The organism is Halogranum roseipondis (genome assembly GCF_059695585.1).
Genome location: NZ_CM185235.1, coordinates 587,465 through 600,787 on the forward strand (window position 1 = coordinate 587,465; position 13,323 = coordinate 600,787).

Below are 13,323 nucleotides of genomic sequence, written 5' to 3' on the forward strand. Positions count from 1 at the left end.
CACGTCGGACTATTCGAACAGCGCGTCTGGCGGTCCGCCCGGCAGTCGGTCGCGGTCGTGTTCGGCGCTGAAGTCGATCTCCGGGCCGACCGGAACCAGTCGTTTGGGGTTGACGTCGCCGTGGCTCCGGTAGTAGTGCTCGACGATGTGCTCTACGTTGACGGTCTGGGCGATACCGGGGAGCTGATAGAGCTCCTTCGTGTAGTTCCAGAGGTTCGGATACTCGTGGATTGCTCGCCGATTGCACTTGAAGTGGGTGTGGTAGACGTGGTCGAACCTGACGAGCGTCGCGAACATCGCGAGGTCGGCCTCCGTGAGTACGTCGCCGGCGAGGTAACGCTGCTCCGAGAGGACGTTCTCGTAGTGGTCCAACGCGTCGAAGAGTTCGCCGACCGCTTGGTCGTAGGCGTCCTGTGACTCGGCGAACCCCGCCCGGTAGACGCCGTTGTTGATGGGGTCGTAGATGTCGTCGATCAGTCGGTCGACCTCGTCGCGGTGGCCCTCCGGGTACAGGTCGACGTCGTGTTCGGCGAGGTCGTCGAACTCGGTGTCGAGCATCCGCATGATCTCCTCGGACTCGTTGTTGACGATGGTCTCGCGCTCCTCGTCCCAGAGCACCGGCACGGTGACGCGGCCGGTGAACTCCTCGTCGGCCTTCACGTAGATATCGCGGAGGTACTCCTTCCCGTAGAGGGGGTCGGGATACTGCTCGGAGAACTCCCAGCCGTCGTCGATGCGGACGGGTTCGACGAGCGACAGCGAGACGGCGTGTTCGAGCCCCTTCAGCGTCCGCATCATCGCCGTCCGGTGGGCCCACGGACACGCACGGCAGATGTAGAGGTGGTAGCGACCGGCCTCGGCGGGGAAGCCGTCCTCGTCGATCCAGTTGCGGAACGAGGTCTCCTGTCGGTCGAACTCGCCGTCCTCGTCGGTGGTCTCGTAGGCGTCGGTCCGCCACTCGCCGTCGACGAGCATGTTCATGCGCTCCCCTCCCAGTAGACGAATCGGTCGTTCACGGCGGAGATAGCGGCCGCCGCTCGAAAAGAGTTCGGGGGTCGTGCGTGGGTTGCTGCAGCCGACGTCCGCTCCGGACGTACTGTGTCATCTTCGTGAGGTTTCCCGAAACAATGATGCTTGATAATCGTGATAGACACACGAGTCATGGTAGCAATAGACATAGAGTCACCCGAAGGGCAGCGCGAGGCGCTCCGCCGGATGTTGACGATCCGAGCGTTCGACACGAAGGCGGGCGAGTTGTTCGGCGACGGCGAACTGCCGGGGTTCGTTCACCTCTACATCGGCGAGGAGGCCGTCGCGGTCGGTGCGTGTGCGGCGTTGGAGGAGGACGACTACATCACGAGCACCCACCGGGGGCACGGCCACTGTATCGCGAAGGGGCTCGACCCCGACGAGATGATGGCCGAACTGTACGGGAAGCGAGACGGTTACTGCAACGGCAAAGGTGGGTCCATGCACATCGCAGACGTCGACGCCGGGATGCTCGGCGCCAACGGCATCGTCGGCGCGGGGCCGCCGCTGGCGACGGGCGCGGCGCTCACTGCCCACCTGAAGGGAGACGACGGCGTCTCGCTGGCGTTCTTCGGCGACGGTGCGGTGGCACAGGGACAGATCCACGAGGCGATCAACCTCGCGGCGACGTGGGACCTGCCGGCGGTGTTCCTCGTCGAGAACAACCAGTTCGGGGAGGGAACGCCGGTCGAGAAACAGCACAACGTCCAGAACCTCAGCGAGACCGCAGAGGCGTACAACATCCCCGGGTTCACCGTCGACGGGATGGACGTGACGGCCGTCTTCGAGGCGGTTCGCGAGGCCAGAAAACGCGCCCGCGACGGCGAGGGGCCGACGTTCATCGAGGCCGACACGTACCGGTACCGCGGTCACTTCGAGGGCGACCAACAGCCCTACCGGACGGAGGAGGACGTCGCCGTCTGGCAGGACCGCGACGCCATCGAGTCGTTCAAGCAGCGACTGATCGAGGCGGGCACCATCACCGAAGAGGAGTTCGACGAGCTGGAGTCGGAGATCGACGACCAGATCGAGCAGGCGGCCGCTGAGGCCAAAGAGGCCTCCTACCCCGACCCGAGCGAAGCGTACGAGGACATGTTCAGCGCGACAGTCCCGGAGATCAACCAGTTCGCGGCGCAGATGCGGACCGACGGAGGTGACCGACAATGAGCACCGAAAGCAGAGCAGGTTCCAGCCCGGCACAGACAGAGGAGATGACGGTACGCGAGGCGATCCGTCTCGCACTCCGCGAGGAGCTCGAACGCGACGAGGACGTCTTCGTCATGGGCGAAGACGTCGGCGAGTTCGGCGGCGTCTTCGAGGTCACCGGCGGCCTCGTCGAGGAGTTCGGCGAGAAGCGCGTCCGCGACACCCCCATCAGCGAGGCGGGGTTCATGGGTGCGGCCGTCGGTGCCGCAGCGACGGGGACGCGCCCGGTCGTCGAGATCATGTTCTCGGACTTCATGGGCGTCTGTTCGGAGCAGATCATCAACCAGATGGCGAAGAACCGCTACATGTTCGGGGGCAAGACCGAGATGCCCGTCACCGTCCGGACGACGGAGGGCGGCGGGATGGGCGCGGCCAGCCAGCACTCGGGGACGCTCCACACCTGGTTCGCCCACTTCCCCGGCGTGATGGCCGTCGCGCCCGGCACGCCCCGAGCGGCCAAGGGACTCCTGAAGTCCGCCATCCGCTCGAACGACCCGGTGTTCGTCTTCGAGAACAAGATGATCTACGAGCAGACGGGCGAGGTGCCGCTCGACGAGGACTACACCATCCCGCTCGGCCAGGCGAAGGTCGAACGCGAGGGGTCAGACGTCACCGTCGTCGCCACCCAGCGGATGGTCGGCGAGTCGCTCGACCTGGCCGAGGAGCTCGAAGGCGACGTCAGCGCCGAGGTCATCGACCTCCGGTCGCTCTACCCGCTGGACACGGACACGCTCGTCGAGAGCGTGAAGAAGACCGGACGGCTGGTGATCGCCGACGAGAGTCCGCTCTCGTACGGGACGCACGCCGAGGTCGCGACGCGCGTGATGGAGAACGCGTTCTTCAGCCTCGACGCGCCGATCCAACGGGTCGGCGTCGCCGACGTCCACATCCCGTTCAGTCCGGAACTGGAGAACGAGGTGCTGCCGCACGGGAGTGACGTCGAGGCGGCCATCCGGCGGATCGTGTGACCGGGAGCGCACAGACCACGGTCGGACTCGTCGTCAACCCGGCCGCCGGCCGCGACATCCGCCGACTGACCGGCGGTGCGAGCGTCAGCGACAACTACGCCAAGCGCCGGACGGCCGAGTGCGTCCTCGAAGGACTCACCGTCGTCGACGACGTCCGCGTGTCGCTGATGCCCGACACCACCGGACTGGCGAACGCGCTCGTCGACGACGCGCCCGCCGACCTCGACGTCGAACTCCTCGACATGACGGTGACGGCGTCCGGACGCGACACCCAGCGGGCGGCCGAACGCTTCGCCGACGAGGCCGACGTCGCGGTCGTCCTCGGCGGCGACGGCACCAACCGCGATCTCGCCGGCGGCATCGGCGACGTCCCCGTCGTCAGCGTCTCGACCGGGACGAACAACGTCGTCCCCACGCCCGTCGACGGAACCGTCGCGGGCACGGCGGCGGCGCTCGTCGGGTCGGGCGCGGTACCGGTCGACGAGGTGACGTACCGCCACGGGACGGTCGAGGCCCGAGTCGAGCGCGAGGACGCGAGCGACGGTGACGGCGTCGAGTCGATCCGCGGGCTGGCGACGCTCGGAATCCTCGACCGCCCGTTCGTCGGTACCAGAGCGATCCTCGACCCCGACGACGTGGTCGGCGGGGTGGTCTCGCGGGCCTCGTCGACCGAGATCGGTCTCTCGGGTATCCCCGGCGGGTTCCTCACCCACCGTCCGGACGACCCGGGCGGGGTCGGCTTCCGGCTGGTCCCGCCGCGGGAGGCGACCCGATGCGTCCGCTCGATCACCGTCCCGGGCGTGCTCTCGACGGTCGGCGTCGACGACTACCGCGTCCTCGACGACGAGGAGGCGTACGTCTTCGAGGTCGACCGCGGCGTCGTCAGCGTCGACGGCGAACGCGAACTGGCGGTGCGGGACGCGACGGTCCACGTCCGCCCCGTCGCCGACGGCCCGCGGTTCGTCCGCATCGAGGAGGTCGTCGAACGGGGTGCGGAGACGGGGCTGTTCCGCGTCGAGCGCCCGACCCCCGAGTGACTCCGTCCGGAGCCCGCCGTTCTCCGACGGCCAGGGGGCCGTCTCCCGCTTCTACAGTAGCTCGTGCACCTGTCTCCACACCCGACGCACGACAGCGGCCGGTCGGGTGTGTGATGACGTGCACGCGTTACTATAGCGATCCTCCAGCAGAGCTATCTGTGTGAGGACTGAACCGACGCTCCGATGGACTCGCTTCCCCCGTTCGTCGATAGCGAGACGAGATCGCTGGACACCGGTCGCATCTGGCAGGAGGCGGCCCCGCTCGCGGGACTGGTCGTGTTGTTCGGCGCACTGGCGCTCGTCCCCTACCTCCTCGTGTTGCTGTTCGCCGGCAACTCGCTGGTCGGGGCGCTGTTCACGCTGGTGGCACAGTTCGTCCTCGCCGTCGGAGGCGGCGTCGTCCTGCTGTACGTCGTCGCACGTGGGATCCAACTGGCCGACGAGTGAGTCGCCGACGAGGGAGTCGCCGGCTCTTCGCCGAGCGAATCGGCGCCGAGCGGGTCGCCTCTGTCACCCTCTGTCCCACGTCACCTCCACCGGGAGGTCCTCGCGCAGCAGTTCGGCGACGTGGCAGGTGCGCTCGCCGTTGGTGACGATGCGGTCGACGATGGCGTCGTCGGCGTCGGTGGCGACGCCGACGTGGACCGCGAGCGACTCGACGGAGCCCTCCGGTGGCGTCGCCTCGACGTCGACGGTGATGTCGTCGAACTCGACGTCGCGCATGTTCGCCTGCACGCCGATGCTGGAGGAGAGACACGCCGCCAGCGACCCGAGGAAGAAGTCGACCGGCGTCGGCGCGCCGCCGCTGCCGCCGAACTGCTCGGTGACGCCGAACTCGTAGTCGAACGACCCCGCAGAGATCGAGCCGTCGAAGTCGGCGTCGACCGACGCCGAGACGTGTCCCTCGGGGAGTTCGACCGGCGTCGCCTCTCGTCGGTCGACGCCTTCGAGTAGCGGCCAGGGGTCCTCGAGGTTGCCGACGAGCGTGTCGAGGAACCGCGCCGCGTCCGCGCCGTCGACGATGCGGTGGTCGAACGAGAGGTCCAGCGGGAGCGTACGCCGGAAGACGACGCTGCCGTCGTCGCCCTTGGTCGGCCGCTCGCTGATGGCGTTGACGCCGAGGATGGCGACCTGCGGCGGGTTGATCACCGGGTCGAACGACTCGACGCCGAGCACGCCGAGGTTGGTGACGGTGAACGTGCCGCCCGAGAGGTCGTCCATGGTGTAGTCGCCCGAGAGCGCCCGCTCGGTCACCTCGGCGCGCTTCTCGGCGACGTCGACGACGTGGTCCGACCCGACGTCCCGGACGACCGGCGCGATGAGTCCCGCCTCGACGTCGACGGCGACACAGAGGTTGTGGTCCTCGTGGAGACGGTGGACGTCGTCCTCGAACGTCGCGTTGAACTCGGGGTGGTCGGTGAGCGCCGCCGAGAGCGCGCGGAGGAGGACGTCGGTGACGGAGACGTCGGCGGAGAACGTCTCGCTCGCGGCGTCGGCCGCCGCGAGCAGCGCCTCCGCGTCGGCCGTCCGGTGTTCGGTGACGTGGACGGCCTCGCGGTAGCTCTGCCCGAGGCGGTCGGCGATAGTCCGACGCATCCCCGACAGCGGGCGCTCGGTCGTCCGTCCGGCGGGAGCACTCGGCGCCCCCGACTCGGCCGCCGTCTCGACGTCATCCTCGGTGATCGACCCCTGCGGCCCGGTCCCCTCGACGCCCGTCAGGTCGACGCCGAGGTCCTCGGCGCGCTTCTTCGCCCGCGGCGAGGCGCGGACGTCGCTCGTCGAGACGGAGTCGCCGACACCCTCGGCGGCCGCGACGACGTCCTGTTCGGTGATCGACCCCTGCGGTCCGGTTCCCTCGACGGTCACGAGGTCGACATCGAGGTCGTCGGCCCGCCGCCTCGCCCGCGGCGACGCCTTCACGTCACCCGACGACCTGCTGTCGCTCCGGCGTGTGACGGACGACGACCGTTCGGACGACGCGGCCTGCGCACTCGCCTCGGCGGGTTCTCCGGCCTCGGCCTCGGTCTCGACCGCTCCCGACTCGCCGGCCTCCGCTTCGAGCGTCGCGATGTCCTCGTCGGCCGCGGCGACGATGCCGAGGACGCCACCCGGTGCCGTCGCGTCCCCCTCGTCCAGATATCGCCGTCGGAGTACGCCGTCCTCGCGTGCCTCGATCTCGGCGGCCGTCTTCTCGGACTCGATCTCCGCCAACACGTCTCCCTCCTCGACCGACTCTCCCTCGTCGACGACCCACTGCGTGATGGTCCCCGACTTCATCTCCATCCCGAGTTTCGGCATCTTGACGATGTATCCCATGACATAACACCACACGGTCGTCCGTGATAAATCGCTACGGTAGAGGTGACGTGACCCAAGGTTTAACTACCCAGTAATATCACTAGGTAGTATGTCGGCATTCACCGGCTTCAGCGACGCGGACGAGGCACAGGTCACACGCGCCATCGCCAACGAGTGGGGCGACGAGTTCCTCGACTTCACCGAGAGCGACGTCATCGTCGTCGGCGGCGGCCCGTCGGGGCTCGTCGCGGCCAAGGAGCTCGCCGAGCGCGGCGTGAAGACGATGGTCGTCGAGAAGAACAACTACCTCGGCGGCGGCTTCTGGCTCGGCGGGTTCCTGATGAACACGGTGACGGTTCGCGACCCCGCCCAGGAGGTGCTCGACGAGCTCGGCGTCCCGTACCGGAAGAGCGAGGAGGTCGACGGGCTCTACACCGCGACAGGGCCGCACGCCTGTTCGGCGCTCGTCGCCGCCGCCTGCGACGCCGGCGTGAAGGTACAGAACATGACCGAGTTCACCGACGTCGTCGTCCGCGAGAACCACCGCGTCTCGGGCGTCGTGATGAACTGGACGCCGGTCCACGCGCTCCCCCGCGAGCTGACCTGCGTCGACCCCATCGCCGTCGAGTCCGACCTCGTCGTCGACGCGACGGGTCACGACGCCGTCGTCGTCTCCAAGTTGCAGGAGCGCGGCGTCCTCGACGCGCCCGGCATCGAACACGCCCGCGAACACAACACCGGGATGGACCAGACCGAGGACGGCCAGTACGGCGCCCCCGGCCACGACTCGCCGGGTCACGACTCGATGTGGGTCACAGAGAGCGAGGACAAGGTCGTCGACTACACCGGGAAGGTCCACGACGGACTCGTCGCGACGGGGCTGGCGACGGCGACGACCCACGGGCTACCCCGGATGGGACCGACGTTCGGCGCGATGCTGCTCTCCGGGAAGCGCGCCGCGCAGGTCGCCCTCGACGAACTCGAGATCGACGCCGACCCCGTCGACCTGACCCGGCCGGTTCCCGCTGACGACTGACGTTCGAACCCTCTGTCCCCCGGCTTTCCTGCTCCCTACCGCTCGACGTTCCAGTCGGGCGAGACGCCGACGAGACCCGCGCTCACGTCCCACAGTCGTCGTTCTGTCTCGGCGTCGTCCGCCTCGACGGCCGCCTCCCCGACCTCGCCGTCGGCGAGATACGCCCCCGTCACGTCGGCGAACGCCGGATCCGCAGCCGCACGGATCAACGTCTCCGCGCCCGCCTCGACGTCCTTCGTGAACGGCAGCGGGAGTCGTTCGAACGCGCCGAACAACAGTCGGGTCCGGAGCGACACCTCGCGCGTGAGTCCCGTACTCGGGACGAACCCCGGGTCGACGGCGTTGGCGACGACGCCCGTCCCGTCGAGGCGGTCGGCGAGCATCCGCGTGAAGAGCACGTTCGCCAACTTCGAACGGCCGTAGGCCTCCATCCCGTCGTACCCGCGTTCGCCCTGCAGGTTCGCGAAGTCCATCGACACTCGTCTGTGGAGCCCCGAGGAGACGGTGACGACCCGCGCGGGGGAACTCTCGACCAGCAGGTCGACGAGGTCGTGCGTCAGGAGGTACGGCGCGAGGTGGTTGACGGCGAGCGTCGACTCGACGTCGTCGTCGGTCTCGGTTCGTCGACTCCGGTGGATTCCCGCGTTGTTGACGAGCACGTCGAGTCGGTCGTGTCGCTCGCGGAAGCGGTCGGCGAGTCGGCGGACGCTCGCCTGTGAGGCGAGGTCCGCGCGGTAGAACTCGACCCAGCCGTCGCCGTTGCGCGCGGCGAGGTCGTCGGCCACGGCCTCGCCGCGAGCCCGGTCGCGGCCGACGACGGCCAGGGAGGCACCGCGGTCGGCGAGCGTGCGGGCGGTCTCGGCACCGAGACCACTGGTGCCGCCGGTGAGGAGGACGACCGTTCCGTCGAGACTGCCGGAGGAGGTCATGTCCGCGGACTACTCGCGGCGAGGGGATAAACCCGAGTGCGCTCTGAGAGCGCTACTCGACCGTCCCGGCGGCCATCCGCGCGAACCCCAGCGCGTGCGTCGAGTAGTGGGCGTCCTCGCAGCGGTCGCGCAGCGCCCGCTGGGCCGCGGCCACCCGGTCGTCGAGGAGGCGGGGCGCGTCGGCGACGTCGCGCCGGCGCTTCGAGGGGAGGCCGGCGAACACCAGCCCCGAGAAGAGCGAGTTGAGCGGTCGTCCCGTCGGTTCCGTACTCCGCGCGAGGTCGAGCAGACCGAGTCGCCCGCCCTCGCCGACGAGGTCGGCCCAGTCGTCGACCGCGGCGGCGGGGTCGGTGAGCATCCCCGAGACGAACGAGGCGAAGACGGCGTCGGCGTCGGCGACGGGCGGGCGGGCGGCGTCGCCGGCGACGACGTGGACGTTCTCCCAGCCCGCGCGCTCGATGCGGTTCCGTGCCTCGGCGAGCATCCCGCCAGTGAGGTCGACGCCGACGACGGCGCCCTCGTCGCCGACGCGGTCGCGGAGGTAGGGGAAGTTCGCGCCCGTCCCACAGCCCATCTCGACCACCGTGTCGCCGGGGTTCGGCGCGAGGCGGGTGATGGCCCGTTCGCGGAGACCGCCGAGCCCGGGCGTGTGACTCGCGAGTGTGTCGTACAACCCCGCCCAGCGGGTGTAGAACTGCTGTGTCTCGGCGACGCCGGAGGTGCCCTCGGTCATGCCTCCCTAGAGGAGGACCTCACGGACGACGCTTGCGGCCGTCGCCGCGTCGGGAGCCAGCACGTACGTGATGGCTTCGATGCCGTAGCCGCCGGTCTGATAGAGCACGAACGTCTCGTCGTGGTCCGCTCCCTCCAGCGCCGCGACGATGGGGTCGGTCGGCGCTTCGGGGTCGAACTCGACGGTCTCGTAGCCGGCGTCGGCGAACCGCTGGACGAGGTCGGCGTCGTAGCGGAGGTTGATCGCGGCGCGGACGTCGGTGTCGGCCTCGCGCGCCGACAGCAGGACGCCCGCGACGTGCTCGCTGACGCCGAACTCGGGGTCGCTCGGCACCGTCGCTCGGCCCTTGACGTCGAAGATGCGGCCGGGGATGGCCGCGACGTCCTCGATCCCCTGGGCGTCGGGGAGACACTCCGCGAGGTTCGACCCGACGTTCGGGATGAGGTTCGCGAAGCCGCTGGCGCTCGTGAGCGTCCGGACGCCGCGACGGACCGACGAGAGCACCCGTTCGGTCGTCCTGAGACTGCTCTCGGGGTCGTGGATGTTGAAGTCGCCCTCGTAGTCGGCGAGTTCGGGCATCGACTCCTCGTGGAGCGTCGCCAGCAGGTCGCCGTCCTCCAACTGCCGGATGAGCACCTCGGCTTCGACGAGCGCCTGCACGCTCGACACGTCGCCGGCGGCGAGGCCGTCGGCGACGCGCTCGACGAGGTCCAACACCCGCTCGTCGTCGAGCACCTCCTGTCGCTGGGCGACGCTGCCGTGAGCGTACTTCGAGACGGCGCTCTGACTGATGCCGAGCGCCTCGGCGACCTCGTGTTGGGTGAACCCGCGCTCGCGGAGTTCGCTCGCGAGCATCGACCGGAACGTCGGCAGGAACTCCTCGACGACGACCTCTTCGATGAACTTCATTTGCTGAACTCGGGGTCGTTGCCGATCCGGGACGCCTGCGGTCCCGCCTGGTCCTGGTACTTCGACCCGCGCTCCTCGCCGTACGGGCGGGCAGCGGGCGACGTGAGTTTCGTGAACGTCAACTGCGAGATGCGCATCCCCGGCGTGAGCGCGACGGGTGCGGAACCGAGGTTCGACAGTTCGAGCGTGATCTGCCCCTGGTACCCCGGATCGCACAGGCCGGCCGTGGCGTGGACCACGACCGCGAGTCGGCCGAGCGACGAGCGACCCTCGACGTGGGCGACGAGGTCCGGCGGAATCTCGACGCGTTCGGCGGTGGTGCCGAGCACGAAGTCGCCGGGGTGGAGGATGAACTCGTCGCCCTCCGCGACGGTCGTCTCGCGGATGTACGTCGACACCTCGTCCTCGCGGTTCGGGTGGATACAGGAGATGTTGGTCCGCTGGAACTCCAGGAACTCCGAGCCGAGTCGGAGGTCGATGCTGGCCGGCTGGACCTGCATGTCGATGTCCTCGAGCGGGTCGACGACGAGGTCGCCCTCCTCGAGCCGTTTCAGCAGGTCGGCGTCCGAGAGTATCATATGCGGAGGGTACGCCGGAGGGGGTAAAAACTCCCCGTCAGCGACCTCGACCGTGGAACGGCGTCGGATCGGCGGAGTGTCTCTCCCGAGCGACTGACTGTCGGCCTGAGTGCTCAGGGGGGCAGATTATCTGTAACGAGCGTATATCGTCTCACGGGTGAACGACACCCGCAGAACAGGCCGGGTGTGTCTGCACGTACACACCGCCGACCGGCAGACAGTCGGCGATCGGTCACCGTCTGGCAGTTCCACCCCCGTCACGTCAGTTCCCCAGACGTGACGTTTCCCTTGCTCCGACCGCCGCCGACGACTCCCTAGCGGCGGTGCTGGACGGACGGCGATGGCAGGTGATTTACCGACGGCCCGGCGACGACAGGTATGAAACAGGCAATCGTCGCCCGCACGGACATCGGGATGGGTCGTGGAAAGCTCGCCGCGCAGGTCGCTCACGCGTCGCTGTCGGCCTACGAGGACGCCGACGACCGCACGCGCAAGAAGTGGAAGGGAGAGGGACAGAAGAAGGTCGTCCTGAAGGCCAGCGGCGAGAAGGCGCTGTTCGAGCTAGCCGACCTCGCCGAACGCGAGGGGCTGCCGAACGCCATCATCCGTGACGCCGGCCACACCCAGTTAGAGCCCGGCACGGTGACCGCCCTCGCGGTCGGCCCCGGACCGGACAACCTCGTCGACAAGGTGACCGGCGACCTCTCGCTGTACTGAGCCCGCTCAGACCATCTCTTCTGCGGTGTCGACGCCGACGACGACGCCGACCGTCCCCTCGTCGAACTGCACGCTCTCGACGGCCGAGTCGAACAGCAGTTTCGCCTGTCGGGTGTGTGCCTCGCGTGCGGCAGCCACGAGCGGCTCTCTGACGTCGACCGTCTCCGTCGCTGCGGTCCAGTCGTCCGTCGACACGGCGTACGCCCGGCGGCCGTCGACGGTGACGTAGTCACCGCGCTCGAAGTCGGAGTGGTGGCCGCGGAGTTCGGCGTCGATCACGACGAGCGCGTCGGCGACGTCGTCGGTCTCGAGGTCGCGTTCTGCTGCCGCTTCTTCGACGACGCGTTCGTCGATCGGCGCTTCACGGAGCGCTTCGGTGGACTCGTCTGACATGGCTCTCGTCTCCAGAGAGGGGCACGGGTCGTTTCAGGGCTGTGGCCGCCGCCGGACCCGCGAACCGAGAGTGGAGCGTTTATCCGCGTCCTCGCGAAAGGACGACCGATGACGAGAGTTCCCGCGACGGAGGACGTCGACGATGCGTGAGGCCCACCCCATCGAACGACAGGTCGGAATCGCCCGCTACGTGAGCGACGCCGACGGAATCGGCGGGCGACTCCGCGTCGCCCCCGAGGACTTCCAGGTACGGGAACTCGAGCGATTCGACACCCACCCGGTCGACGCCGACCCCGGCGACTTCGGTCACCTCGTGCTACGAGTGACCCTGCGCGGGTGGGACACCAACGACTTCGTCCGCCAACTCACGAACCAGCTGGGTATCAGTCGCGAGCGCGTCTCCTGGGCCGGGACGAAGGACAAACACGCCGTGACGACCCAGCTGTTCACCGTCAAGCAGGCCGACCCCGAGGACGTGCCCGAGGTCAACAACGCCGACATCGACGTCGTCGGCCGTGCGGGCCGCGGGCTGCAGTTCGGCGACCTCGCGGGCAACGCGTTCACCATCCGCGTCCGCGACCCCGAGCGTCCGGAGCACGTCGACGCCATCACCGACCAACTCCGCGAGTTCGCCGGCTCCGACGGACACGTCGGCGTCCCGAACTACTTCGGTCAACAGCGGTTCGGCAGCCGACGGCCGGTGACGCATACGGTCGGTCTCCACGTCGTCCGCGAGGAGTGGCGCGAGGCCGTCCTCGCCTACGTCGGCAACCCGGGCGAGACCGAACCCGACGACACGCAGGCGGCGCGCCGGTTCGTCGACGAGGAGGCGGCGAGCGACGACCCCGACTGGCAAGCGGCGTTAGCGCGGATGCCGAACCGCCTGCGCTACGAGCGGTCGATGCTCCACCGACTGCACCAGGACGGCGACCAGACTCCGGAGAACTGGCGACACGCGCTCGAGGCCGTCCCCTCGAACCTCCAGCGACTGTTCGTCAACGCCGCGCAGTCCTACGCCTTCAACCGCATCCTGAGCGAGCGTCTAGAACGGGGGCTCCCCTTCGACAGACCCGTCGAGGGCGACGTGGTCTGTTTCGCCGACCGCGACGCGCCCGACGAACTCGTGATGCCCGACGTCGACCGACTGCAGGAGGCGACGGGTCGCCGCGTCGACGTGATGGCTCGCCACTGCGAGCGCGGCCGAGCGTTCGTCACCGCGCCGCTCGTCGGCACGGAGACGGAGTTGGCGGGTGGAAGACAGGGCGACGTCGAACGTGACGTGCTCGACGAGTTGGACCTCGAACCGGCCGACTTCTCGCTGCCGGGGAACTTCGACTCGTCGGGGACGCGCCGAGCGATCCTCCTGCGGACCGGGATGGAGGTCGAGCGCGACCCGCTGTCGTTCTCCTTCGCGCTCCCGTCGGGGTCCTACGCGACGGTGGTGATGCGGGAGTATCTGAAGTCGGGGCCGCTGGAGCTCTGACTCTCGC

General features: G+C 68.8%; 14 protein-coding genes. 7 read left to right on the plus strand and 7 right to left on the minus strand.

The genetic code is table 11. The annotated features are described in order from the left end of the window. Positions 1-9: 9 nt before the first annotated feature. The gene (locus EOHIBHHM_RS03190; protein WP_497254564.1) at positions 10-981 is read right to left on the minus strand and encodes a glutathione S-transferase family protein; all 972 of its coding nucleotides are present in this window, start codon (positions 979-981) and stop codon (positions 10-12) included. Positions 982-1,161: 180 nt separating this feature from the next. Between EOHIBHHM_RS03190 and EOHIBHHM_RS03195 the strand changes: the two genes are divergently transcribed. The 4 genes from EOHIBHHM_RS03195 to EOHIBHHM_RS03210 all read left to right on the plus strand — a co-directional run bounded on the left by EOHIBHHM_RS03195 (position 1,162) and on the right by EOHIBHHM_RS03210 (position 4,687). After that, a complete protein-coding gene (locus EOHIBHHM_RS03195) occupies positions 1,162-2,196 on the plus strand; it encodes a thiamine pyrophosphate-dependent dehydrogenase E1 component subunit alpha (RefSeq protein WP_497254566.1) in 1,035 nt (344 codons plus the stop codon). Continuing rightward, a complete protein-coding gene (locus EOHIBHHM_RS03200; protein ID WP_497254568.1) occupies positions 2,193-3,203 on the plus strand; it encodes an alpha-ketoacid dehydrogenase subunit beta in 1,011 nt (336 codons plus the stop codon). Before EOHIBHHM_RS03195 ends, EOHIBHHM_RS03200 begins: the two co-directional genes overlap by 4 nt. Then, positions 3,200-4,240 (plus strand): NAD(+)/NADH kinase, encoded by a 1,041-nt coding sequence (locus EOHIBHHM_RS03205; RefSeq protein WP_497254570.1) that lies wholly within the window; start codon positions 3,200-3,202, stop codon positions 4,238-4,240. The genes EOHIBHHM_RS03200 and EOHIBHHM_RS03205 overlap by 4 nt, the downstream gene beginning before the upstream one ends. A gap of 183 nt (positions 4,241-4,423) precedes the next feature. Next, positions 4,424-4,687, plus strand: coding sequence for a hypothetical protein (locus EOHIBHHM_RS03210; RefSeq protein WP_497254572.1), 264 nt, complete (start codon positions 4,424-4,426; stop codon positions 4,685-4,687). A 63-nt stretch (positions 4,688-4,750) separates the two neighbouring features. Here the strand turns inward: EOHIBHHM_RS03210 and EOHIBHHM_RS03215 are convergent, their stop codons facing one another. Beyond that, complete coding sequence (locus EOHIBHHM_RS03215; protein ID WP_497254574.1) at positions 4,751-6,556, minus strand: 2-oxo acid dehydrogenase subunit E2; 1,806 nt, start codon at positions 6,554-6,556, stop codon at positions 4,751-4,753. Between the two features lie 91 nt (positions 6,557-6,647). Here EOHIBHHM_RS03215 and EOHIBHHM_RS03220 point away from each other — a divergent pair, with 91 nt between their 5' ends. Continuing rightward, entirely contained in the window at positions 6,648-7,574 is a 927-nt protein-coding gene (locus EOHIBHHM_RS03220; RefSeq protein ID WP_497254576.1) for a sulfide-dependent adenosine diphosphate thiazole synthase, read from the plus strand. Between the two features lie 35 nt (positions 7,575-7,609). Here the strand turns inward: EOHIBHHM_RS03220 and EOHIBHHM_RS03225 are convergent, their stop codons facing one another. The 4 genes from EOHIBHHM_RS03225 to dcd are packed head-to-tail and all read right to left on the minus strand — an operon-like array spanning position 7,610 to position 10,723. Then, positions 7,610-8,503: an SDR family oxidoreductase gene (locus EOHIBHHM_RS03225; protein WP_497254578.1), complete on the minus strand. Its 894-nt coding sequence runs from the start codon at positions 8,501-8,503 to the stop codon at positions 7,610-7,612. 52 nt (positions 8,504-8,555) lie between these two features. Continuing rightward, the gene (locus EOHIBHHM_RS03230) at positions 8,556-9,236 is read right to left on the minus strand and encodes a class I SAM-dependent methyltransferase (RefSeq protein WP_497254580.1); all 681 of its coding nucleotides are present in this window, start codon (positions 9,234-9,236) and stop codon (positions 8,556-8,558) included. A gap of 6 nt (positions 9,237-9,242) precedes the next feature. Beyond that, entirely contained in the window at positions 9,243-10,145 is a 903-nt protein-coding gene (locus EOHIBHHM_RS03235; protein ID WP_497254582.1) for a thiamine-phosphate synthase family protein, read from the minus strand. Continuing rightward, on the minus strand, positions 10,142-10,723 hold the full coding sequence (gene dcd, locus EOHIBHHM_RS03240; RefSeq protein WP_089821752.1) for a dCTP deaminase: 582 nt from the start codon (positions 10,721-10,723) through the stop codon (positions 10,142-10,144). Before dcd ends, EOHIBHHM_RS03235 begins: the two co-directional genes overlap by 4 nt. Positions 10,724-11,101: 378 nt before the next feature. Here dcd and pth2 point away from each other — a divergent pair, with 378 nt between their 5' ends. Beyond that, complete coding sequence (gene pth2 / locus EOHIBHHM_RS03245) at positions 11,102-11,440, plus strand: peptidyl-tRNA hydrolase Pth2 (RefSeq protein ID WP_089821754.1); 339 nt, start codon at positions 11,102-11,104, stop codon at positions 11,438-11,440. 6 nt (positions 11,441-11,446) lie between these two features. On the opposite strand, the gene EOHIBHHM_RS03250 is transcribed toward pth2, so the two are convergent. Further along, the gene (locus EOHIBHHM_RS03250; protein WP_497254585.1) at positions 11,447-11,833 is read right to left on the minus strand and encodes a DUF8048 family protein; all 387 of its coding nucleotides are present in this window, start codon (positions 11,831-11,833) and stop codon (positions 11,447-11,449) included. A gap of 142 nt (positions 11,834-11,975) precedes the next feature. Between EOHIBHHM_RS03250 and truD the strand changes: the two genes are divergently transcribed. Beyond that, entirely contained in the window at positions 11,976-13,316 is a 1,341-nt protein-coding gene (gene truD / locus EOHIBHHM_RS03255) for a tRNA pseudouridine(13) synthase TruD (RefSeq protein ID WP_497254587.1), read from the plus strand. Positions 13,317-13,323: the final 7 nt, after the last annotated feature.